Source organism: Halobaculum halobium (assembly GCF_030127145.1).
Taxonomy (GTDB): domain Archaea; phylum Halobacteriota; class Halobacteria; order Halobacteriales; family Haloferacaceae; genus Halobaculum; species Halobaculum halobium.
This window is the reverse complement of sequence record NZ_CP126158.1, coordinates 2,765,816-2,784,681: the sequence shown is the minus strand read 5'-3', so window position 1 is coordinate 2,784,681 and position 18,866 is coordinate 2,765,816. Positions and strand designations below refer to the sequence as shown.

Genomic DNA, 18,866 nt, shown 5'->3' with positions numbered 1-18,866 from the left:
GAGGGACGGTCTGGGGCGCGAAATACAGTATGCACCGCGCCGCGAGTAACTCGTTGATTATGTTAACTTACCGTCGAAACTAAGACGGTCTGTTGAGGAATCGGAATTATGTCAGAAGAGCCGACCGCAGGCGACGCGGTGGATGGGTTACTCGGGAACCGATGGGTTCAGACGATCGCGGCCGTCGTAGCGACTGCGGCAGCAGTTCTCGGCGCGCTCCAGCCAACGAACACGGCGGCGTTCATCCCGATGATCGCAGTCCCGCTGATGTGGCGCCTCGGAATGTCATACGGTCGGCGGCAGTAGGCTACAACCCGTACAGTTCTGCGCGCTCGTTCACCGCCCGCCGGACCGTCTTCCGACCGGCATCGAGTTCCTGCGCCGCCGCGCGCTGGCTCATCTCGTCGGCGGCGACCTGCTCCAGCACGGTAACGACGCGGTGGTAGTCGCTGCCCTCGACGAGCCGACCGTCGTCCTTCTCGAACCCCAGCGGCGCGGGACCGTGCCGATACTCATCGGAGTCCTGGCGCGCCGCGATCCCCTCGCGGATGTTCTGACGCTTGATCCGCGCTTCCAACTCGCCGAACACACCGAGCATCTGAAAGAGCGCGCGCTGGTACGGATCTTCCTCGTCGGGCTTCATCACCAGCGACTCGGAGACGATGTGCAGCTCGACGCCAGCCTCTCGCAGCCGCTCGGCGGTGCGCTCCAGGTCGGTGATGGAGCGGGCGACGCGCGAGACCTCGTGCGCAACGACGGCGTCGATCTCGCCGGCCTCCGCGTCGGACATGAGCCGCTGGTAGGCGTCGCGGGCGGTGTTGGTGCCACTCGACTTGTCGCGGTAGACCTCGATCTCGGCGAGCGACGCGCCGAGGGTGTCCTCGGCGTACTGCTTCGTCGAAGTCAACTGCCGTTCGAGGTTCTGCTTCGCGGTGGAAACGCGGGTGTAACAGGCGACGGTCACGCCCACCACTTCGAGCACTTAATATCTAGTCTTTACGCCCAGTCTGGGCAGGGACTAAAGTTCAGCCCCACCCCTCGGGGGATTCTCCGGACACCGGATCAGTACACATCCGAGCGCAGAATCGAGTACTAATTTCAGGGTGGTGGTTGCCGGGGTTCCTGATACACTCGCGAACTTCATTTCACCGCGTCAAAGAAGAATCGGCCGCTAACAAGTTCTCAGTATTCCCCTGGCATCGCTGAAGAACAACAGTTAATATTACAAGAATTTCCATTTACCCTTGTGATTGTGAATCGGGAACGTCTCGCTACTATATTTCTTGCCACAGTAGCCATTGGCCAGGCTTCTTACCAATTCCTAATGGTGCGAGCAGGTCTTTCGAATTTGTTTTTCGATGCGCGGGAAGTCTGGTATCCCGTCGCGGAAGCAGTTAGTTCTGGAGAGGCACTTTACCTCGGCAATGCGGGCGACAACAAACCACCTCTCTTTGAGATCCTCAATGTATTATTTTATCAAACGGGACAATACGAGCTTTCGTTCTTTGCATTTGTTGGATTATCTAATGCACTTGCAGCAGTCTTACTCTATCGATGGGTTGCTCAAGACTACTCTTTGATATTTGGTGAAGCCGCTGCACTACTCTACCTATCTACTCTCCCGTTGATCAATGGAACTATCCTTAATGTCCGCTCAGTTGCCGTCGTATGTCTCCTCTTCGCCCTTTATACTGAGAAGCCATTCGCGAAAGGCGTCAGTATCGCCACAGGTGCGATGTTCTCTCAATATACTGCATTAGCGGCAATACCAATTTTGCTCTGGGGTATTCATCGAAGCAAGCGTACCCGCGAGTGGGTATTCTCTTATATTTCTGCTGGGTTGCTTGTCATTGCAGTCAGTTATGGCACTGTTGGGGTTATCTGGGGTGTTGAGTCATTCCAGCAAGCTATTTTGTCCTCGGTGCTTGCTGCGGGAGATTACGTTGCTACTCCTGTGCGAAATCCGCTTATAAATCCGATACGTTGGGTGAGTTTACTTGGTCTTGTGATTGTGTCGACTGTTCACGTTTGTGTTCCCGCAGCAATTTTGATATCTCGGAAGGTTCGAAGCCAACCAATCCAGATAATTGCTTCAAGCCCAAATTCTGTTTTGGGACAATCATTGATTCTCTCTGTGCTCTATTTCTGCACATTATTCATTAAATCACTCAGATACTATTGGGTATTCGTCATGCCATTTTTCTCTGTACTCACGGCCGAGCTGATCCTCTTGCGTCTGCATTCGAATTCAGAGGACCTATGAATGAGATTGGCATCAAAATGTCAAATTTAGATTTGAACGCATGTACTCAATTCGTGTGAATTCAATTAATGGGCTCTGTTGAAATCCTTCAGATCTGACATTGGCAAGAGCGAGTCTCCTGACCGATTTTCTCGGTTACGGTGCTAAATTACCGTCTCAACAAATCGCACGACAGCAAGAGGGTTTCAACAGAGCCAATTAATGAGCATTCAACTCCTATTGGATTCTTCCGGAATCAAGTTGCTCCCGACAGCAATCAAGACATACCAAAGTGGCTCGTCAATCACGATGTTGACCATTCCGGCGACGGTGATCCCACCAAATCCAATAAAGAGTGCTGAGAGGTACATCTGATCTATACTATCCAGATTGTAGATCGCTCGAGTATAATTGCGAATGATGGATAATCCGGTTGCCAGCAGTATGAGAACTGGTCCAATACCAGCCGCCATCCAGACACGTGTAATCAGATTGTGTGCCCGGAAGGAGCCGATCTCGTACATTTTCTCAGTCAAGACAACAAACCCTTCGTATCCGACACCAGTCAACCAGTGCCGCTGAATTGTAACAAGCTCCGCTTTGTGAACATCATAGCGCTGCGGTCCCAAAACCTCAGGCGAGAACGCGCCCGCTGTGAGCGGGATACTCGTTAGTCTTTGTGGGAATATGCCGATATGGACTGCAGCAAGTACAACGAGGCCGAATAATATGACTGCCACAGCTCCAGCTGGAAGTAGTCTCAAGAGTTCCAGTTCGGCGATAGACCGAAGAAACAGTATAGTCAATGCACCAAGTACGAAAACAAGCCCAACGATACCTCCCCGGGAACCCGAAAGAGGAATGAGGAAAATCATAGACGCAGTCAGCCCCACGTACGCCACTTTTGTCCATCCGGTCTTCCAATGGGTGACGAGTGCCATGAGTGGGATGAGAGCTAAGAGATTGCGCGAAAGTTCGTTTCGGCTAATATACGGGACAATACCTAGCGTGAGGTCGCCGAAAGCGATCTCGAACACTCCGTATCCTACCCACAAAGTCGAGATAATTAGAAGTACTCGGATGAGTTCCTGTAGAGCATCATCTCGACCGAGATATACTACGATAGATCCATAATAAATCATCATTAAGCCGAGATCAATAGCTCGGCGCATAGATTCGTATGGACTTGGAGACCAAGATGAACTGGCGATCAAGATAGAGAGTAGAACAAAAATTCCAATATCCGAGTGCGTGAGCCTGACATATCGTTCTTTGATTGCCGTTATAAATGCGAAAGAACCTACAAAAAAGACACCTATCATACGCGGTGTAATATATAAGCCGAGATCAAAACCGTACGGAATGAAGTGGCCGATGATCGGCAAAGAAAGTAGTAGAGCAAAAAGGCGAGTATAGATTTGAGGTCGCATTCGATATGCATGCCTACATCGCTCCGAATTTAGACTTTGCCAATCCGTTGGAACACTCGGCTGGAAAGACTGAAAAATGAGGTGCCAATCCGAGTTTTTAGATCGTCATGTCGGCGACCGCTTCGTTCGTCTCGTCCCCAGAGTCGTTTATCCCTGCCGCGACGGTTGGCCACCTGCGGATAACCTTGTTATTACTGTCGCAGTTGGCTGTCCATTCCCACGGGGTCGTTACTGACGCAACGTCAAACATCGTCCCTCGCAACACGTTTGCCCGCACTCCGGCAGTAGTTGAGTCCGCGTTGTCGAAGAGTGCGATCCGATCGCCGCCGGTGAAATTCAACCCGTGTGAATTGACCACGTTGAGGGTGACTTCAACGCCATCATCGTAATCAAACACAAAAGCCTCCCCAGCAGAAACGTTGCCGCGGACCTCCACACGATTCATATTCGCCCAGCCGTTTGCTCCGCCAGAATGAAAGCGCGCGACGCCGCCCGCGTTCCACGCGTGGACTTCGGCGTACCCGCCGACAACGCTATTCCCGTTCGTCTGTCGAAACTCAACAATTGGGGTGCCGTTAGTCGTGTCAACACGGGGGTAGCCGTAGACAGCCGTTTGATCTTGGCTCGCAATAGATTCAAGATCCGCGTTAAATCGAAACCACGACCCAACACCGCTCGACTCCGATAGCATTGCCCCATCGGCGTAGACAGTTGCGTTTGGCTTCAAATCGAACACCGAACCGGCTGACGATGCCGTCTCTCGGAGCCACACCCCTGATAGCGAGAGCGTGACGCCACCCTCGATTGTGATTGGCAACGTATCGTTTGCGGACACGTCTCCGAGGAAGTCGTTAGTGATGGGACCTTTTTGGATTCTGACCGATCCACTCCTCCGTGAATCTGGGGCGGCTGCCTCATCGATTGCGGCTTGGATGCTGTCGCCACTCGCAATATCAACTTCTATTGCATCTCTCAAGGGCAGTTTGCGCGTGTGTGTCCTATTCCCTGGATCGGTAAACGATTCCTCTGTACTTACCGATTTAGGTTCGATGTCTCTTCCCCGAATCGCGTTCGGGCCGGTCGCCGGCGTTCTCTCTGGCATTTAGTTGTCCTCCATGTCGGTCTTGGTGTTCTCTCGGTCGGATCGGCTCGTCTGCGGCGGCTTGTACGGGAGTCTGTCGAGTGCTGCGCGGGATAGTCCCCGGATCCGTTCCATACCGTACCGAAACGGGACGCCCAGCCCCAGGAGTATCCCAAACAGGAGGTACCCGAGGTTCGATCCGCTGATGCTCGAAATGCTTTCGAGCACGCTTACTCGCCTCCCTCGAACGTGACCACGACAGCGTCACCAGCGTTCGGCGTCCGAACGTGGATGAGTGACGTATCTGTGACGCTGAACAACAGCGAGTCCGTACGGCCGGTTAGCGGCGACTCCTGTGTGTCGGCGTCACCGACGAACACGTCGCCCGAGTTGTCGGATTTGTACTCGACCAGCACTCCAGCTCCCTCAGGCACGTCGAGAGACGGCAAGGGTTCGGCGTCGGTCCCGCCAGTCGAGTGGACAACTTGCGTCAGGCTGTCGTAGTTCCCGAGCCGGGCGTTTGTTACATCCTGCTTGTCGGCGTTTGCCGGTGGTCGTGGGTCTCCGTTGCGATCACGAACGGAGTCGATTTTGTCTACCTCTGCGGTGGTATCAAGTACCATTCTCAGGCACCCCCTTCGATCTGCTCGAAACCGACCGGCTGGATGTGGTACGTCTGGGGTGCTCCCGACGTGTTTCGGATGATTACTTTGGGAGTCGCGAAAGCGCTTTGCTGGGGCGAAGGTTACGGTCATGTCGTCGATGTCGGTCGGTGGGATGGCCGCCGGCCCGTATTGCGTGCTCCCGTCGTCGCGGATCTCGTAGATCGTGCCGCGGACCTTCGAGATGGCAAGAATCGGGAGATAGAACACGCTACCGGACTGCTCGGGCGTGAACGTAACCGTCACCTTCTCGCCGTCGTCCAACTCGGCTGTGTACGGCTCGTTGAAGGGAACGTCGTCCGGGTCGGGTTCTGGTACCCAGGGCATCACCGCACCTCCTCGGGAGGATCGGCGTACGCCCCGCCGTTATTGTCGGTGCCGTCACTCTCACCGCCGGTCCGGCCGGTGTCGTCGTCCATCTTCTCCCGGACCCGCTTCAGTTCCTCGTCCGTCATGTCCTCGTACTCGGTGTTCTCGATGTTAGCCATCCTGTCGCCCTCCGTCGGGTCGCGGTTCCTCGTCCGGGTCGAAGCGGTGCGGCGGCTGGTACTTCTCGTTGCCAACGAGCCGCGCCCCGAAGCGTTGGAGCCACCGGCGATTGCCGATGGACCGCGTCTTGTTCGCTGCGCCCCGCTCGCTATTCCGCTCGACAGCGCCGCGCATCCGGTGGGCCTCGTAGAGGATGCCGAGCGCCGACGTGGCGGTGATACCCGCTGACACCTGCACCGCGTAGCTCGCCAGTAGGTCCATCATGTGAACGCCTCCGCGGTGTTGCTCGCGCTGTTCGCCAGCCACGCGATAGCCAGCAGCGCGACGAGCGCCAGCACGACCTTGCTGTTCGGCAGCCCGAGCGCGTCGCCCGAGCCGCCGAACGGGTTGTTTCCGCCGTCATCGCTTTGGTCGTCGCCGCCCCCGCCGAACGGATTCGATCCGCCGGGGTCGTCGCCACCAGGAAGCGCGCTGCTGTCCTCCTCGACGGTCAGGGACCGCGGCGTACTGGAGTGCGTCCGCTCCTCCTTGATGACCGAAACGGTCGCCTCCACCGTGTACTCTCCCGCCGGAAGCTCCGGGTCGAACTCGACAGCCGCGTTCGCCCCGAGCATCTGCCCCACACGGTTCCGGGGGACGCACTCGCGGACCGTCTCATCAAAGACCTTCTCGCCGGCAGCGTCGCGGATGACGAGGGTTACGTCGGTCTTGTGTCCGTACTCGCCGCCGGTGTTGCAGGTCTTCTCCTCCCACGAGAACGCGGCCGTCTCGTTGTTGTTGACGCCGACGCGGATCGGGATCGGAACCCCCGCCGCGGCCGGACCCTCGAACTCGACGCGCCGAACTCGAACATCCGCCACGGGCTACTCACCCCCGTACATGACCCAGCCGACAACGACGAGTGCCAGCGCCAGCAGCGCCGGATTGCCGATGTCGCCGCCGACTCCCGGTGTCTCTGTGTCGGCGGGCGTGTTGTCCGGCTGGTTGTCGGTGTCGGCGCCGTCGGTGTACTCGCCGCTCTCGCTGTCGACTACCCCGCTCTCGATGCCGCCGGTGTCGTCCGACCCGTCCGACCCGCCCGAACCGTCCGATCCGTCCGAGCCCCCGATAGTGTCGAGCGCGTCGTCGGTGAGATCCTGCTGGGCGTCGTCGGCCGCCGGGTCGTCGCTGTTGTTGTCGCTGATGATGGTGACGCCGCCCGTGTCCGGGTCGCCGTCCGAGTCCACGACGTTGCCGGCCGAGTCCTCGCTGTCGTATTCGAGCCCGCCACCGTCGGCCTGCCCGAGATCGAGGTCGTCGCTGGTCTGGTCCTGCTCGATGTCCTCGGTGTCGTTCGTGTAGTCGCTCGAACCGCCGGAGTCGTCCGAGCCGCCGGAGTCCGTGTCGTCGGTGGTGTCGGTCGTCCCGCCACCGCCGCCGTCCTGGTCCCACGACGGGCCGGTGAGTCCGCCCACCATCAGCGGTTCACCTCCACGTACACCAGCGACGCGAACAGCAGCACGTTGATGAGCGCCGCCGCGACTTGGATGTCCTCGGGTGTCACCGAGGTACCCGCCAGCGCGTTCTCGAACACCGGGGCGCCCGGCTGTGCCGGCGTGCCCGGTTCCACGTACCCCGGCATGGCGGCGCCGTCGGTCATGGTCGTGAGACGGTCCGACGGCTCGGTGCCGGTCGGAGCGCCGCCAGTCGCGGCCGGCGTGAGTCCGCCGGACATTGTTTACCGCCTCGCGGCGTCCATGCGGACCACCGCGCCCAGCCCCTCGATGGAGCCGGTGGCTGCCGAGTAGGGGATCGACAGCAGCGCGTTGGCCGCCGGTTCGGGCTCGCCGTCGCCGTCGACGTCCTGCATGAACGCCGCCGTGTACGGCGCGTCGACGTACAGCGAGAGCGTCCAGTCGGTCGGGACGTACCGCTGCCAGTACGACCGCCCGAGCGAGAGATTCACCGGCTCCTTGGCGTTGTCACGCAGGTGCAGCTTGTTGATGAGCCGCGAGTCGACGGTCTCCTTCGTCCCGTTCGGTGCCTCCTTGACGAGTTCGAGCTGGGCCTGATCGCCCGCGGCGTAGTAGACGCCCAGCGTGGTGTCGGTGCCCCCGCTCGTGTAGTCGAAGGTGTTGGCGTCGTAGTCCACCGAGTCGGGCTGCACGACGGAACCGCCTTCGTACAGTAGCAGCGAGGTGTCGACCGCTCCGGAGTCGATGAGGTCGTGCGAGAGGTTGAACGTCTCCTGGTTGTCCGCAGTCCCGTCGGTCGTGAACTCCTGGTACGCCATGATGGCGTACTCCGTGGCGTTGGTCTCGCGGAGCATGTGCGCCCGGTTGACCTGCACGGAAGCGACCTCGGTCCGCTCGCCGGGCGTGCCGGCGGTGAAGTCGAAACTCGCCTTGGTGAACTCGTCGCGGTTGATGCTGGCCGACTTCAGCCGCGAGCGCACGGCGGATTCGTCCGCCATCGCTCAGTCCCCCCCGGACCGGACGGTCACGGCCTTGTCGTCGAAGTAGAACTCCGAGTTGTCCCAGTCGATCTGCTCCGAGGACTCGAGGAACACCTCGACGCTCTCGATGTCCTCGACGACCAGCGCGGAGCCCTTGAGTTCGACACGGGTCCGGTCGCGGTACTCCTCGTTCTGCTGCTCCTTGATGCTCAGACGGCGGAACGTGCCGATGTTCGAGAGCTTGTAGGAGACGACCTGCGGCTGATCGAGGTGGGGTGCGTCCCATCGGATCGTCACCTCCGTGTCGAGCGGGAGCGGGTCGTCGTTGGAGTCGCGGAGCTTCGCCTGGATGGGGAAGCCCGCGCCGCCCATGTTCGAGATCTCCAGGACCATCCCGTCGATGGGCGAGAAGCCGAGGACCGAGGTCGCCTGATCCACGACGTTGGTCTTCTCGGTGGCCTCGACCTGCCGCGTGCCGAGGTTGGAAAGCGTTTCAGTCATCTACGCCCCCACTCCCTGAACCGTCGACTTGATGTCGAACCGCTCCGCGGCCTTGTCGACCGTGTAGAGGCCGCCGCCGATGCTGATCTCGTAGGAGTACATCGGGGAGAGCTGGCCGCCGGCTGCGACCGCGAGCCCGTATACCTCGGGGTTGTCCTTCACCATGTCCGGCGCGACGCCGGAAGTCAGGTTCTTGAGAACCGTGGGGGCCATGAAGCCCGCGAAGATCGCGGCCACGGACTCCCACAGTTCGGTCGATGCGAGTGCGTCGAACGCCTCTGCCATGTCTGCCATGCTACACCCGGGCCGATGAGAGGGGGCGAAAAAGGCGGCCTGCGCAGGGATTGCGTCGCGTGTGTCCTGATTGCGTCGCTGGTGATCAGCGACGGCCGGGCGACTGCTCTTTCTCCCACATCTCCATGAGTCGGCGCACAACCTCGGCGTTCGAGAGCTCGCCGCGGCGGTGCTCGCTCAGGTCCTCGCGGATGTCCGCGAACTGTTCGGCGTCCTCACCGCTCAGCGTGGTGCGTTCTCGGGCCATGGTCAGAGGTTCGGGTCGTGAATCGGGTTGCCTTCCGGGCCGTAGTGTGTCGATTCCATCTCCAAGCCGCGGGTGTCCCAACGGTCCATCTCGCCGGCCGTGTTCGCGAATATCCACTCCGAGCCGATGATGTGGCCCGCGTCGTCCTCGAACTGCCGCAGCGGGACCGGCCCGGCGTCCGGCGCGTGCAGTTCCTCGGGAAGCGACGGAACGCGCGAGACGGACGGGTTGTGTACGTCGACGGGGTACTCGGCCTCGATCTGGTTCCGGTCCTGTTTGGCCTTGAACGCCCCCAGTACCGTTTCGTCACACTGTGAGACGACCGTCTTTTCCAGCTTCGCGAGCCGCTGGGTGATCCACAACGAGGACGCACCTTCACCGCGGCCGGTCGTTGCCAGCCCCTCGATAGCGTCGGGCACCTTCCCCGTCTGCGGGGCGACGAAGTGCGCCTCGTCGATGGCCGTGAGAGAGTCGCCGAGGCGACGCGCGGCCTTGATGATGCGGGCACAGACCGTCCGCCACTCCTCCGGCGGAAGGTTGTAGCGGGCGAGCACGACGGCGCCGTTCTCCGCGATGAACGACTCCCACATCTTGACGGACCACGACGCCTCCCGAGGACCGACGATGAAGTGAGAGGCGAAGCCGGCTTTCACCAGCCCGCGGTACTCGTCCTTGAAGTCGAGGACGGCGACGTGCTCGAACTCGGGGATGTTGCGCTCGATGATCGACTGCCCGACGAAGGACTTCCCGTGCCCGCTCATGGCGCCGAGGAGCCGGCGCGTCACGGCTCGCGAACTCCTGCGGCGTCCGGGTCGACGCCGGCCGCGAGCGCCACCCGGCGGTTCTTCTCGGGCGTACTGTACCCGTCGTACTCGGGATCTCGCTCGGGGAGCCAGTCGGGGACCATCTCGGTGGGGACATGCCAGCCCGCCTGTCCCTCGTCGGGGAGGTCGGCCCACACGACCGCCCACTCGTCGCCGTTCACGTCGTCGGTGTCGTGCCAGTAGCCCATCGGCACGTATGCGAGGTTGTGTTGATCGAGCAGACTCAGCGCCCGGAGCGCCAGCAGCGCGTTCAGGTTCCGCTCGCGGTACACGTCGGTCTTGTCCTTCGGTTCGCTGTCGGTCTCACTCATCCGCGTCGCCCTCCAGCTCGTCTGCGGCGTTGTGGATGACCGTACAGGCGGCGCGGAAGTTCGCTGCGAACAGTCGTTCGGCCGCCTCTCCTCCGTCGAACTCGACAACGCGATCCTCGAACGTCGCGAGGTCCACGCCCCACTTGTTCCGAACGTGGTGGTCGGCGAGCGCTCGGTCGGAGCCCTCGGCGCCGCCTTCTCGGTACGTCTCCGCCCAGCGGGCGATCTGCGCCTCCCACTCGTCGGCGTCGGCGCCGAGATACCCCTCGACGCCGTCGGTGGTGTCGAGGAGTTCGGGCGCGACGTTTTCGAGCCAGAGGTCGTCGAACGAGCCGCCGGCCATCGCGTCGATCATTGCTTCGAGCGAGTCTCGGCGCATCTCGACGGCCGGCACCTCGCCGATCACGTCCTGGTCGGTGGCGTCCTCCAGGCGCTTGGCGGCGGTCAGTACCTCGTGTTCGGCGCCGGCGATGATGCCGGTCAGGTGGTCGATCGCGCCCATCTCCTTGAGCTTCGCCATCATCTTGCGGACGGCGCGGTTTCTGATCCCCCTCATGCGGCCGCCTCACCCCCGGTTCCGCCCATCGCCTTCTCCATCAGCCGGTCGATCTGCTTGTCGAGAACGTCCGTCTCACGAGTGAGGCCGTCGCCCATCGACAGGACCGTAGCGAACAGTAGCGCCTCGTGCGGTTCGAGGTCGCTCCCGACGCCCATCATGTCCATCGTCTCGTTGAAGTGGTCCGCGAGGTCGTACTGCTCGAAGTGGTCGCGCCCCAGCTCGTTCTCGCCGCCGTGCTTGCGGATCTGGGCGTTGGTCACGGACTTGACGACCGAGACGTACATCTCGCCAGCCTTCGCGACCGACGCATCCGGGTTCGCATCGTCCGCCATGCTGCCCGGCTCGGTCGGTTCGGCGGCGTCGTCGCCGGCGTCCTCGCTCTCGTTCTCGTCGTCGGCACCGGCCTCCGCCTCAACATCGTCGGGGTCGATGTCGCTGGGGACGATCGCCTGCTCGTCGCTCTCGATGTCCGGCTGTTCGTCGCCGGTGTCGCTACCGCCCTCGGTAGCGGCCCCTTCAGGGGCGCTTTCGGCCCCCTCGGGCGCCCCCTCGTCGGCGCTCTCTTCAGCCCTGCCGTCTGGGGATTCGGCTTGCTCTTCGGGGTCGCTCATGCGGTCAGACCACCCCCGGACTCGCCGGCACCGGCTTCAGGGGCCGCTTCAGCGCCCCCCGGTTCCGCCCCTTCCGCGCCGCTTGAGCCGGCTGGATCGCCTGATTCGCCTCCGCCACCGTCGGCGGTGACGAGGAGCACCAAGAGCACCGCCCCAAGGGCCAGCCCGAGCAAGAGTGGAGGGGACACCCCGCCGATAGAGCCGGCAAGCAGGCCCCCAGCGGCGGCCGCTTCCGCCCCTGAAGCGCCCCCTCCGGCGCCGCTCTCGTCGCCTTCGGAATCGCCTTCCGAAGCGCTGCCGTCGCTCGATTCGCCTTCGCTGTTCCCCTGCTGCTGTTGGTACTCGTCGTCGGTTGCCATGCTGTCGTCGGTAGCACCCCCTTCAGGGGCCGCTTCGGTCGCCTCGGATTCGGCGCTCTCGCGCCCCTCTCCGCCCTGTTCTTCGCCCTTCTCCCCGCTCTCCTCGGCCGGGGACTCGGTAGCGGGGCCCTCGGGGGCGCTTTCGACCCCTTCGTCGCCCCCCTCGTCGCCCGGCTCTTGAGCTTCGAGCTCGGCTCGCAGCGCCTCCTTGTCGGCGTGGGGATCGTCGCTCATCGCGTTGATGTGCGAGCGGACACTGTTCGCGGTCTTGAACTCGCCAGTGCCGAAATCGCAGTCGTCGGCTGGGCAGGTGTGGCCGCTCATAGGTCCATGTGCTCGGCCGCACCGACGCCCTCAGCCATCGCTTCGAGGAACTCACGGAACTCGCGCGGGTCGTCGAAGTCCGGGAGCGTATCGGGCGAGAGGTGCGCTTCTGCGATGAGGTCGCCATCCTCGACAATCTCGGCGCTCCAGTAGCCTGCCTGTACCTCGGTCGGGTCGCTGATCGTGATCTGTGTCATGTGTCTGCCTCCGTAGCTGCTCGTTCGGTTTCGTCACTCACGCCGACGGGCGTCGAACCCGCACCGTCGACGGCCGCCTCTCGTACGTCCTCGCGGTCGCCGGCGGTCACGTCGTGACCGTGTTCGGAGTGGTCTGCATGGCACTCCTCGCAGGTCGTCGCGACCATCCGCACAAGATCCGTGAGGTCGGCGTTCGCATCCTCCAGCTTCGTGAAGTGGATCGGCTCCAGCCCCGCGTCGGTTCGGATGCCGTTCACCGCCCGCGCCGCGTCGTTCGCGTGCTCCAGCGACTCGCGCAGCTTCTCGATGTGCTCGGCGACAGCGTCGGTCGCGTTGAGATAGCCCCGGACCGACCGGAGGTACGCACCGACACGCGCTCCCTCGAGATCGTCCGGCGGCGATAGCGGGCTGGCATCGTCGTCGGTCGGCCCGTCTCCGGGTGCTGGGTCCGGCTCCGTGAGCAGGTCGGATACCTCCGCCTCCGAGTACCCACACGCCTCTTGGAGGAACTCGCAGGCGTCGGGGTCGCCGTGCTCGCAGTGGCCGCGGGCGTGGTTGCAGCCTTCGGCCTGCTCGGTGGCGGCTGCGTTCGCCTCCCGGTCGGCGTCGCGCTGGTCCGGATCGGCGCGGGCGCCGCCGCCCTCTTGGCCGGCGTTCTCCATCACCTCGCGGTGCTCGTCGACCGTGAGGGTCGGGTCGACGTAGCTCGTCCAGTCGCTCACACCGTGGCGGGCGGCCAGTCCCTTGATAGAGCGCGCCCAGAGCACGTTTGCCCGGCCTTTCGAGAAGTCGAGGCGCCCGCGTTCGGCGTCGGTTAGGTCGACCTGACCGGGGCCGCGGTCCTCGCGCTGGGCGGTTCCCTCGTCGGCCTCGGCGCGGAGTCGGTCAAGGAGCGTGTCGGGCGTGTCGCTGACGAAGTGGACCGTCCGCATCCGCTTGTCGTCGTCCACGGGACAAACGAGATCGGCGTGCTCCTCGCGAGCGCGGTCCGCAGCCGCCTTCGAGCCGAACTCGACGGCCTCGCTCACGTCGGCCCCTCCATCGCTGCCAGCGTTACCGCGGCGCCGATGATCAGCCAGAACAGCGTGACTACAACGGCAAACGTGATAGCCGCTGCACACCCTGCGGCGATGAACGGCCCGCTGAAGCAGGTCATGTCTCACCACCCGGACAGATGTATCGATAGCAGATCCGCCCCTCGCCGTCGCGGGTCTGCTCCATCTCGTGCTCGAAGCCCGGCCGGCCGCAGTTGGCGCAGTCCCAGCCCGGCGTCCGAACGCCTGCCTCCTTGGCCTGTTCGTACGTCTCAGGCATTGATACCCTCCGTATCCGACTCTTCGATGAGGGTGACATACTGACCGAGCATCCCGACGGCGAGTAGCGCCAGCGCGATCCCCTGACCGACCCCGCCCCAGTAGCCGAGCGGGTCTGTCGGGAACCTCGCGACCAACATCGCACCGACGTTGAGGCCGAGGATGCCGGCCGTTCCGTAGGCCCACACCAACGTCCATGCGTCAGTCATCGCCCAGCTCCTCGCCGGTGTACGCTTCCAACGTCGAGACGGCCGAGGCGGGCGCGTCGTCGCGCTCGTCGATCTCGCCGGGCTCACCGGCGCCGCGGTACTCGATTCCGTCCGCGGTGTCCTCGAAGGTGTGCGGGAACGTCTTGCCGGTCGCGTCTTCGACAGAAACGACGTGATACGTTCGCTGGGTTCCGTTCTGCTTCTCGTGGAGTGTTTGCACTCCCATGTTCGCGTGAACGGTGGTTTTGCCTACAAGTCTTGTTAGTGATGTATTCAGCTATGGAATTAATCACTTGCGACCGTAAGAAGGAGTCGCCGGCGGGGCCTACAGGTAGGTCTCGCCGTGGTCGAGGTGATCCGCACGGGCCATGTGCCGGCGGTGCTCTTTCACGCTGTTCTCGATGTTCCCGCAGCCGAGACAGCGGATCCGCGACTGAGGAATATCTGTGTCGTCTACTGCATCCGGCTCAGTCATCCGCCGGAGCCTCCTCGGGACTGCCGTAGCTGTTCAGACTCGGGGCCGTCGACGTGAGGGCCTCGTTGACCAGTGCCCGGGCAAGGTTCACGGGGACAGCGTTCCCGATCTGTGCCGTCCTCGACGCCTTCGTGTCGCCGACAAACTCGTAGTCGCTCGGGAAGCCCTGTGCCGCGGCGAGTTCCCGCGGCTGGAGCATCCGGTACCGGAGCCCGAGCCCCAGCGGTGAGAGGTTCGGAACGCACAGCGCGTGCCGATCCTTCGTCGTCACCGTCGGCAACGGCTCGTCGACGGGTGCCGTGTCGCTGTTCCCGTAGTATTCGACGAGGAACGGCGAGACCAGGTGCCCGTCGTGGTTGCTTGCCGTCACCGTGTGAAGCGGCCGGTCGTCTGCCTCGTAGGTCGCGTTCGAGTGAAGCCCGCGAGCCGGCAGGTTCCGCGGCTTCAACGGCTGCGCTTCGATGAAGTGAACGGCGCCGCGCGTCGCGATCGTCGGCACCGGCTCCGTGTCGGCGTCGAGAGCACGGGCGTTCGACTGCTGGCCCATCACCATCCGAGTTCCGCCGTCGGTCGCCGCGGACGCCGTCGCGGACACGAGAAACGGCTCGTCGCGTTCGTCGAGCGCGTCGGGTAGGTCGTCGACCGAAACGACATCCTCCTGCATCCGTTCGATGTCGTCGGGGCCGATCCCGGCGACCACGTCCGCGTAGTCGGCGAGGTCGTCGTCACAGTGGTCGCGGATACCCTGTGCGATCCGCTGCATCGTGTTGTTCGAGAGTGGCCGCGAGCGCGTCCAGATGGACGATCCGCGGTCGCTCCAGTCGATCACTTCAGCGGCCGACCGCCACGGATCGCGGTCCTCGCCGGGCGACTCCGCGTGTGTTGGTTCCGGGTGGGTAGCACGACCGCCACGGCGGGCGACGACGAACAGCCGACGCCGCGAAGTCGTGTCGCCGTAGTCGGCGGCGTTCAGCACGTCGTAGTCGACCGAGTAGCCGAGCGAGTGGATCACGTCGACCCACGCCTCGAACGTCTCGCCGTTTCGCGTCGGCTTCCCGTCGTCGTCGATCGGTCCCCACGACTTCAGTTCCGGGACGTTCTCGACGAGGACCGCCTCGGGTTGCGTCTTCTGAACCCAGTCGACGACGTGCCACGGGCTCGCGCGGCGCTGTTCGGAGACGGGTTGCGATCCGTGGGCTCTGCTGAAGTGCGTACACTCCGGGCCGGCGACGAGCAGGTCCACGTCGTCGTCACCAACGACCTTCGGCGGGTGCAGCTCCTCGACTTTCGCGTTGTGATGCTCGGCCCACGGGTGGTTCCGCTTGTGCGTCGCGATCGCGTCGTCGTCGTGGTTGACGGCGATCAGTCGCACGTCGTAGCCGAGATTTTCGCATTCGAGTGCGAGCCCGTGGCTGAATCCTCCAGCGCCGCAGAACAGGTCCACGGCGGTCAGGTGAGAACCTCCAGATTCGTCTATATCGCCCATGGTTCCACCTCGATGTCCGACAGCGGCACGTAGCTCCAGTTCCAGCGCCCGTTACTGTTCACGCGATTGATCGCGAATCCGATGGACGTCTTCTTCCACTGGTTGTTGAACTCAGCAACGCGCCACATGTTGCCGTTGGCGCTCTGAAGAACCCACGAGAGTGTCCCGTGGGGACTCTCCAGCCGCAGGCATTTCCCGGTCTCAGATGGCGTGATGGCGGCACGTAGCGACTCGTGCGACGGACAGTAATGGTCGTCGAGCGCGAGTTGAGAACCTCCCGCGTTGTGATCATCAGTCATCGGCGGGAACACCCCCACGCCGCGCCTCTCGGCGCTCGGCCACGGTCCGGTGCCGGTGGATCCACTCGTCGGGGTCGGCCGCGGGCGGCTTCACCCGGACGTAGGTCTTCGAGTGCCGGACGCTCGGCCCGTCGCCGGACAGGTTCACGTAGCCCTCTCGCTGGAGCCGGTGGGTGAAGGCATCGAGACTCCCCTTCTTCACGTCGGCCTCGTTGGCGACCGCGCTGTCGTAGTGGTCGAGGGTCAGCTTCAGGTCCTCGTTCGCGAACGCCAGCAGGGCGTCGTAGACGCGCGCCAGTGTGTCGTCGTCGGGACGGAACTCGTCGGAGGTGTCGCGACCGCGCTCGCGTCGAACGACGGCCTCCATGTGTCGGCGGAGGTCGTCGCTCATGCTGTCGCCGCGCTCGTCGAGCACGTCCTGGTAGTCCTCCTTCAGTTCGGCGTCGCACCGGACGGACAACTGCGCGCTGTCGTTGCTCTTACTCTGTTGGTTGCGAGGCATCAGATAGCCTCCGTGTGTAGCAGGTTGGTGTTCGTGTAATACGCAGACGGCGACGGGGAACGGGCCTCCGCTACACACCCCCCCGGGGAGGGGGTAGCGCGGGGTTCGTGCGCGCCCTCGGGTGTGCGCGCTCGCGAGGACCGCCGGAACCGCCGTCGCTGACGGGCCGAGACGGTCGCGAACGGCCGATCCGTCATCTGCGACCCTCCCCGCCGACGCGGCGGTCGCCGACGGCATCCTCTCGAAGCGCCCGATCGATCTGGTGGCCGCCGTCCGGTAGGGCCTCACCTGACGGTGTGTCCTCGACGGCGGTCGACGCGATCCGGACGCGCTCGCCGGTCGTCGTCTCGCCGCCGATGAACGCGGCCTTGCGAAGCGTGCAGAGATGAGCGCATGGCCCGTCGTTCCAGTGATAGCCCTCGCAGTCGCACCAACCGACGAACGCGCCGCTCTCGTCCGCGAGGGCGACGCTGTGTGCGTCCTCTCCGTCCGGGAGAGACACACGCCAGCCGTAGGTGCTCGCCCGCTCGATGAGCGCGTGCAGGCCGTCGGCGCGGTCCCACGAGGTACCGCCCATCGCGGCCTCGAAATCGAGCACGTCGCCGCTGACGGCGTCGGAGACCGTCACCTCGGCCGCGTCTGGAAGCGTGCGGCGGTCGTCGGTGCTCACCGTTCGTCACCTCCAGGACACTCGGGACAGACGCGGCGCGGGATCCCGCTGCCAAACGGCGTCCGTGTAACGAGTCGGGAGCCGCAGCTCGGGCAGTAGCTCACGGAGAACACCTCCCATCATCGAGAGCCGGACACCGCTGATCGTCCTCACCAATCGGGGAGCCGCAGACCGTGCAGATCGGCGCGGGAAGCGCCGACAAATCGACGCGACGGGTGCGGCTCACCGCCGTTCACCTCCGTGGGATAAGGAAGAGGCTACCGGCTGTCGATTCGTGATAGGGTCAGAAGTGGGTTGGGGCGGATTTGAACCGCCGGCCTCCTCCATGTCAAGGAGGTGTCATAACCGGACTAGACTACCAACCCATCCGCGCGTGCTTCGCACTCGTCGATTCCGCAGGGACATAATTAAGACTTCCGAAAGGGTGGCGCCCCGGGGCGCCGTCCCACGGTTTCCCGCATTACCCGCCGCTGACTGGCGGGAACAGCGCGAGTTCGTCGCCGGCGTCGACCGGCGTGTCGAGTCCCTCCGCCTTCCGAACGTCCTGCCCGTTTCGAAGGATGTTGATGTGCCCTCTGAGGTCGCCGTCCTCGTCGAGCACGCGAGCCGCGAGCGCGGGGTGTGTGTCCAACAGCGCATCCAGCGCCTCCCCGACTGTCGCGGTGTCCTCCGCCTCGACGGTCGGCTCCGACTCGCCGGCCGCCTCTGCGAGGTCGGCAAACAGCTTCCAGTTCATACCCCTTCGTCGCCGTCGGGCAATCAAGAGCGTTGCGCCGTCGCATCCACCGGTCTCGTCGATCGAACGTCTCAGTCAGTCGGCGGTACCCGTTCCGTCCGCCGATCGTCGTTCGGTCGCCCGCCGTTCGATCTCGCGGAGCACCTCCGGTCGGGCGATCACGTACACCGTCTCGTCGGCCGTCAGCGGCCGACCGCGAGCCGGGATCGGCTCCACCGACCCGTCTGTCGGTTCGACGGCGACGACGGACCCGGGCACGTCCCCGACTGTCGTACCCTCGAACTCGCTTCCCGCAGCGACGGTGATGACGGCCATGGTCTCGTCGGCACCGCGCAGCAACGACGCGAACTCGCGGTCGGCACGGGGACTCGCCGGCATGGTGATCAGCCGGTACGTCCCGTCGTCGTCGAAGGCCGAAACGTCGTCGTCGTCGACGGCCAACGTCACCACGTCGCCGGCACTGGCACGCAGTTCCCCGGTCGCGATCCGTTCGGCCTCGCTCGCCGGGAGTGCCGCCGCGGAGCCGTCGTCGGCCTCCGAGGGCTCCGCCGAAGCGGGAGCGGGCGGCTCCGGGACGCGCCACACCTGTACGATGTCTCCCGGACCGCCCC

34 protein-coding genes and 1 tRNA gene are annotated in these 18,866 nt (G+C 63.4%); 1 reads left to right on the top strand and 34 read right to left on the bottom strand.

Going from position 1 to position 18,866, the window contains the following annotated elements; all coding sequences use genetic code 11:
- Positions 1–307: 307 nt before the first annotated feature.
- A complete protein-coding gene (locus P0Y41_RS14650) occupies positions 308–964 on the bottom strand; it encodes a recombinase family protein (RefSeq protein WP_284062036.1) in 657 nt (218 codons plus the stop codon).
- A 360-nt stretch (positions 965–1,324) separates the two neighbouring features.
- Between P0Y41_RS14650 and P0Y41_RS14645 the strand changes: the two genes are divergently transcribed.
- Positions 1,325–2,263, top strand: coding sequence for a hypothetical protein (locus P0Y41_RS14645; RefSeq protein ID WP_284062035.1), 939 nt, complete (start codon positions 1,325–1,327; stop codon positions 2,261–2,263).
- Between the two features lie 209 nt (positions 2,264–2,472).
- Here P0Y41_RS14645 and P0Y41_RS14640 read toward each other — a convergent pair whose 3' ends face one another.
- The 33 genes from P0Y41_RS14640 to P0Y41_RS14485 all read right to left on the bottom strand — a co-directional run bounded on the left by P0Y41_RS14640 (position 2,473) and on the right by P0Y41_RS14485 (position 18,840).
- On the bottom strand, positions 2,473–3,564 hold the full coding sequence (locus P0Y41_RS14640) for an O-antigen ligase family protein (protein ID WP_284062034.1): 1,092 nt from the start codon (positions 3,562–3,564) through the stop codon (positions 2,473–2,475).
- 205 nt (positions 3,565–3,769) lie between these two features.
- The gene (locus P0Y41_RS14635) at positions 3,770–4,774 is read right to left on the bottom strand and encodes a hypothetical protein (protein WP_284062033.1); all 1,005 of its coding nucleotides are present in this window, start codon (positions 4,772–4,774) and stop codon (positions 3,770–3,772) included.
- Positions 4,775–4,981, bottom strand: coding sequence for a hypothetical protein (locus P0Y41_RS14630; protein WP_284062032.1), 207 nt, complete (start codon positions 4,979–4,981; stop codon positions 4,775–4,777).
- A gap of 2 nt (positions 4,982–4,983) precedes the next feature.
- Positions 4,984–5,742: a hypothetical protein gene (locus P0Y41_RS14625; protein ID WP_284062031.1), complete on the bottom strand. Its 759-nt coding sequence runs from the start codon at positions 5,740–5,742 to the stop codon at positions 4,984–4,986.
- Positions 5,742–5,903 carry a hypothetical protein gene (locus tag P0Y41_RS14620; RefSeq protein WP_284062030.1) on the bottom strand — a complete coding sequence of 54 codons (162 nt, stop codon included), beginning with the start codon at positions 5,901–5,903 and terminating at the stop codon, positions 5,742–5,744. The genes P0Y41_RS14625 and P0Y41_RS14620 overlap by 1 nt, the downstream gene beginning before the upstream one ends.
- Positions 5,896–6,168, bottom strand: a complete 273-nt coding sequence (locus tag P0Y41_RS14615; protein WP_284062029.1) for a hypothetical protein — start codon at positions 6,166–6,168, stop codon at positions 5,896–5,898. The genes P0Y41_RS14620 and P0Y41_RS14615 overlap by 8 nt, the downstream gene beginning before the upstream one ends.
- Positions 6,165–6,764: a hypothetical protein gene (locus P0Y41_RS14610; protein ID WP_284062028.1), complete on the bottom strand. Its 600-nt coding sequence runs from the start codon at positions 6,762–6,764 to the stop codon at positions 6,165–6,167. Before P0Y41_RS14610 ends, P0Y41_RS14615 begins: the two co-directional genes overlap by 4 nt.
- 3 nt (positions 6,765–6,767) lie before the next feature.
- Positions 6,768–7,361, bottom strand: a complete 594-nt coding sequence (locus tag P0Y41_RS14605; protein WP_284062027.1) for a hypothetical protein — start codon at positions 7,359–7,361, stop codon at positions 6,768–6,770.
- On the bottom strand, positions 7,361–7,618 hold the full coding sequence (locus P0Y41_RS14600; RefSeq protein WP_284062026.1) for a hypothetical protein: 258 nt from the start codon (positions 7,616–7,618) through the stop codon (positions 7,361–7,363). Before P0Y41_RS14600 ends, P0Y41_RS14605 begins: the two co-directional genes overlap by 1 nt.
- 3 nt (positions 7,619–7,621) lie before the next feature.
- Positions 7,622–8,356 carry a hypothetical protein gene (locus P0Y41_RS14595; RefSeq protein WP_284062025.1) on the bottom strand — a complete coding sequence of 245 codons (735 nt, stop codon included), beginning with the start codon at positions 8,354–8,356 and terminating at the stop codon, positions 7,622–7,624.
- A gap of 3 nt (positions 8,357–8,359) precedes the next feature.
- Positions 8,360–8,839 carry a class-II aminoacyl-tRNA synthetase family protein gene (locus P0Y41_RS14590; RefSeq protein ID WP_284062024.1) on the bottom strand — a complete coding sequence of 160 codons (480 nt, stop codon included), beginning with the start codon at positions 8,837–8,839 and terminating at the stop codon, positions 8,360–8,362.
- Entirely contained in the window at positions 8,840–9,133 is a 294-nt protein-coding gene (locus P0Y41_RS14585; RefSeq protein ID WP_284062023.1) for a hypothetical protein, read from the bottom strand.
- Positions 9,134–9,218: 85 nt separating this feature from the next.
- Entirely contained in the window at positions 9,219–9,380 is a 162-nt protein-coding gene (locus tag P0Y41_RS14580) for a hypothetical protein (RefSeq protein WP_284062022.1), read from the bottom strand.
- A gap of 2 nt (positions 9,381–9,382) precedes the next feature.
- On the bottom strand, positions 9,383–10,165 hold the full coding sequence (locus P0Y41_RS14575; RefSeq protein WP_284062021.1) for a hypothetical protein: 783 nt from the start codon (positions 10,163–10,165) through the stop codon (positions 9,383–9,385).
- The gene (locus P0Y41_RS14570; protein ID WP_284062020.1) at positions 10,162–10,515 is read right to left on the bottom strand and encodes a WDGH domain-containing protein; all 354 of its coding nucleotides are present in this window, start codon (positions 10,513–10,515) and stop codon (positions 10,162–10,164) included. Before P0Y41_RS14570 ends, P0Y41_RS14575 begins: the two co-directional genes overlap by 4 nt.
- Entirely contained in the window at positions 10,508–11,071 is a 564-nt protein-coding gene (locus tag P0Y41_RS14565; protein WP_284062019.1) for a hypothetical protein, read from the bottom strand. The genes P0Y41_RS14570 and P0Y41_RS14565 overlap by 8 nt, the downstream gene beginning before the upstream one ends.
- A complete protein-coding gene (locus P0Y41_RS14560) occupies positions 11,068–11,685 on the bottom strand; it encodes a hypothetical protein (RefSeq protein ID WP_284062018.1) in 618 nt (205 codons plus the stop codon). Before P0Y41_RS14560 ends, P0Y41_RS14565 begins: the two co-directional genes overlap by 4 nt.
- Positions 11,682–12,368 carry a hypothetical protein gene (locus P0Y41_RS14555; RefSeq protein WP_284062017.1) on the bottom strand — a complete coding sequence of 229 codons (687 nt, stop codon included), beginning with the start codon at positions 12,366–12,368 and terminating at the stop codon, positions 11,682–11,684. The genes P0Y41_RS14560 and P0Y41_RS14555 overlap by 4 nt, the downstream gene beginning before the upstream one ends.
- The gene (locus P0Y41_RS14550; protein ID WP_284062016.1) at positions 12,365–12,565 is read right to left on the bottom strand and encodes a hypothetical protein; all 201 of its coding nucleotides are present in this window, start codon (positions 12,563–12,565) and stop codon (positions 12,365–12,367) included. Before P0Y41_RS14550 ends, P0Y41_RS14555 begins: the two co-directional genes overlap by 4 nt.
- Positions 12,562–13,593 carry a hypothetical protein gene (locus P0Y41_RS14545; protein WP_284062015.1) on the bottom strand — a complete coding sequence of 344 codons (1,032 nt, stop codon included), beginning with the start codon at positions 13,591–13,593 and terminating at the stop codon, positions 12,562–12,564. Before P0Y41_RS14545 ends, P0Y41_RS14550 begins: the two co-directional genes overlap by 4 nt.
- Entirely contained in the window at positions 13,590–13,721 is a 132-nt protein-coding gene (locus tag P0Y41_RS14540) for a hypothetical protein (RefSeq protein ID WP_284062014.1), read from the bottom strand. Before P0Y41_RS14540 ends, P0Y41_RS14545 begins: the two co-directional genes overlap by 4 nt.
- A complete protein-coding gene (locus P0Y41_RS14535) occupies positions 13,718–13,879 on the bottom strand; it encodes a hypothetical protein (protein WP_284062013.1) in 162 nt (53 codons plus the stop codon). The genes P0Y41_RS14540 and P0Y41_RS14535 overlap by 4 nt, the downstream gene beginning before the upstream one ends.
- Entirely contained in the window at positions 13,872–14,087 is a 216-nt protein-coding gene (locus P0Y41_RS14530; RefSeq protein WP_284062012.1) for a hypothetical protein, read from the bottom strand. The genes P0Y41_RS14535 and P0Y41_RS14530 overlap by 8 nt, the downstream gene beginning before the upstream one ends.
- Entirely contained in the window at positions 14,080–14,313 is a 234-nt protein-coding gene (locus P0Y41_RS14525; protein WP_284062011.1) for a hypothetical protein, read from the bottom strand. Before P0Y41_RS14525 ends, P0Y41_RS14530 begins: the two co-directional genes overlap by 8 nt.
- A gap of 99 nt (positions 14,314–14,412) precedes the next feature.
- A complete protein-coding gene (locus tag P0Y41_RS14520) occupies positions 14,413–14,562 on the bottom strand; it encodes a hypothetical protein (protein WP_284062010.1) in 150 nt (49 codons plus the stop codon).
- Entirely contained in the window at positions 14,555–16,048 is a 1,494-nt protein-coding gene (locus P0Y41_RS14515; protein ID WP_284062009.1) for a DNA cytosine methyltransferase, read from the bottom strand. The genes P0Y41_RS14520 and P0Y41_RS14515 overlap by 8 nt, the downstream gene beginning before the upstream one ends.
- The gene (locus P0Y41_RS14510; RefSeq protein ID WP_284062008.1) at positions 16,036–16,347 is read right to left on the bottom strand and encodes a hypothetical protein; all 312 of its coding nucleotides are present in this window, start codon (positions 16,345–16,347) and stop codon (positions 16,036–16,038) included. The genes P0Y41_RS14515 and P0Y41_RS14510 overlap by 13 nt, the downstream gene beginning before the upstream one ends.
- The gene (locus tag P0Y41_RS14505) at positions 16,340–16,849 is read right to left on the bottom strand and encodes a hypothetical protein (RefSeq protein ID WP_284062007.1); all 510 of its coding nucleotides are present in this window, start codon (positions 16,847–16,849) and stop codon (positions 16,340–16,342) included. The genes P0Y41_RS14510 and P0Y41_RS14505 overlap by 8 nt, the downstream gene beginning before the upstream one ends.
- Before the next feature lie 193 nt (positions 16,850–17,042).
- On the bottom strand, positions 17,043–17,519 hold the full coding sequence (locus tag P0Y41_RS14500) for a hypothetical protein (protein WP_284062006.1): 477 nt from the start codon (positions 17,517–17,519) through the stop codon (positions 17,043–17,045).
- Positions 17,516–17,623: a zinc ribbon domain-containing protein gene (locus P0Y41_RS18055; RefSeq protein ID WP_390214545.1), complete on the bottom strand. Its 108-nt coding sequence runs from the start codon at positions 17,621–17,623 to the stop codon at positions 17,516–17,518. Before P0Y41_RS18055 ends, P0Y41_RS14500 begins: the two co-directional genes overlap by 4 nt.
- A gap of 186 nt (positions 17,624–17,809) precedes the next feature.
- A tRNA-Val gene (locus P0Y41_RS14495) sits at positions 17,810–17,884 on the bottom strand.
- Between the two features lie 95 nt (positions 17,885–17,979).
- Complete coding sequence (locus tag P0Y41_RS14490; protein WP_284062005.1) at positions 17,980–18,255, bottom strand: ubiquitin-like small modifier protein 1; 276 nt, start codon at positions 18,253–18,255, stop codon at positions 17,980–17,982.
- Between the two features lie 75 nt (positions 18,256–18,330).
- Complete coding sequence (locus P0Y41_RS14485; RefSeq protein WP_284062004.1) at positions 18,331–18,840, bottom strand: DUF8167 domain-containing protein; 510 nt, start codon at positions 18,838–18,840, stop codon at positions 18,331–18,333.
- Positions 18,841–18,866: the final 26 nt, after the last annotated feature.

Bases quoted from the DNA above. Each gene is read 5' to 3' on its own strand.
- P0Y41_RS14535 (WP_284062013.1), bottom strand. From the start codon at position 13,879: ATGCCTGAGACGTACGAACAGGCCAAGGAGGCAGGCGTTCGGACGCCG.
- P0Y41_RS14595 (WP_284062025.1), bottom strand. From the start codon at position 8,356: ATGGCGGACGAATCCGCCGTGCGCTCGCGGCTGAAGTCGGCCAGCATC.
- P0Y41_RS14645 (WP_284062035.1), top strand. From the start codon at position 1,325: ATGGTGCGAGCAGGTCTTTCGAATTTGTTTTTCGATGCGCGGGAAGTC.
- P0Y41_RS14635 (WP_284062033.1), bottom strand. From the start codon at position 4,774: ATGCCAGAGAGAACGCCGGCGACCGGCCCGAACGCGATTCGGGGAAGA.
- P0Y41_RS14605 (WP_284062027.1), bottom strand. From the start codon at position 7,361: ATGGTGGGCGGACTCACCGGCCCGTCGTGGGACCAGGACGGCGGCGGT.
- P0Y41_RS14540 (WP_284062014.1), bottom strand. From the start codon at position 13,721: ATGACCTGCTTCAGCGGGCCGTTCATCGCCGCAGGGTGTGCAGCGGCT.
- P0Y41_RS14510 (WP_284062008.1), bottom strand. From the start codon at position 16,347: ATGACTGATGATCACAACGCGGGAGGTTCTCAACTCGCGCTCGACGAC.
- P0Y41_RS14585 (WP_284062023.1), bottom strand. From the start codon at position 9,133: ATGGCAGACATGGCAGAGGCGTTCGACGCACTCGCATCGACCGAACTG.
- P0Y41_RS14550 (WP_284062016.1), bottom strand. From the start codon at position 12,565: ATGACACAGATCACGATCAGCGACCCGACCGAGGTACAGGCAGGCTAC.
- P0Y41_RS14600 (WP_284062026.1), bottom strand. From the start codon at position 7,618: ATGTCCGGCGGACTCACGCCGGCCGCGACTGGCGGCGCTCCGACCGGC.
- P0Y41_RS14625 (WP_284062031.1), bottom strand. From the start codon at position 5,742: ATGCCCTGGGTACCAGAACCCGACCCGGACGACGTTCCCTTCAACGAG.
- P0Y41_RS14615 (WP_284062029.1), bottom strand. From the start codon at position 6,168: ATGATGGACCTACTGGCGAGCTACGCGGTGCAGGTGTCAGCGGGTATC.
- P0Y41_RS14570 (WP_284062020.1), bottom strand. From the start codon at position 10,515: ATGAGTGAGACCGACAGCGAACCGAAGGACAAGACCGACGTGTACCGC.
- P0Y41_RS14580 (WP_284062022.1), bottom strand. From the start codon at position 9,380: ATGGCCCGAGAACGCACCACGCTGAGCGGTGAGGACGCCGAACAGTTC.
- P0Y41_RS14560 (WP_284062018.1), bottom strand. From the start codon at position 11,685: ATGAGCGACCCCGAAGAGCAAGCCGAATCCCCAGACGGCAGGGCTGAA.
- P0Y41_RS14640 (WP_284062034.1), bottom strand. From the start codon at position 3,564: ATGATAGGTGTCTTTTTTGTAGGTTCTTTCGCATTTATAACGGCAATC.
- P0Y41_RS14505 (WP_284062007.1), bottom strand. From the start codon at position 16,849: ATGCCTCGCAACCAACAGAGTAAGAGCAACGACAGCGCGCAGTTGTCC.
- P0Y41_RS14515 (WP_284062009.1), bottom strand. From the start codon at position 16,048: ATGGGCGATATAGACGAATCTGGAGGTTCTCACCTGACCGCCGTGGAC.
- P0Y41_RS14520 (WP_284062010.1), bottom strand. From the start codon at position 14,562: ATGACTGAGCCGGATGCAGTAGACGACACAGATATTCCTCAGTCGCGG.
- P0Y41_RS14620 (WP_284062030.1), bottom strand. From the start codon at position 5,903: ATGGCTAACATCGAGAACACCGAGTACGAGGACATGACGGACGAGGAA.
- P0Y41_RS14565 (WP_284062019.1), bottom strand. From the start codon at position 11,071: ATGAGGGGGATCAGAAACCGCGCCGTCCGCAAGATGATGGCGAAGCTC.
- P0Y41_RS14555 (WP_284062017.1), bottom strand. From the start codon at position 12,368: ATGAGCGGCCACACCTGCCCAGCCGACGACTGCGATTTCGGCACTGGC.
- P0Y41_RS14490 (WP_284062005.1), bottom strand. From the start codon at position 18,255: ATGAACTGGAAGCTGTTTGCCGACCTCGCAGAGGCGGCCGGCGAGTCG.
- P0Y41_RS14525 (WP_284062011.1), bottom strand. From the start codon at position 14,313: ATGGGAGTGCAAACACTCCACGAGAAGCAGAACGGAACCCAGCGAACG.
- P0Y41_RS14590 (WP_284062024.1), bottom strand. From the start codon at position 8,839: ATGACTGAAACGCTTTCCAACCTCGGCACGCGGCAGGTCGAGGCCACC.
- P0Y41_RS14530 (WP_284062012.1), bottom strand. From the start codon at position 14,087: ATGACTGACGCATGGACGTTGGTGTGGGCCTACGGAACGGCCGGCATC.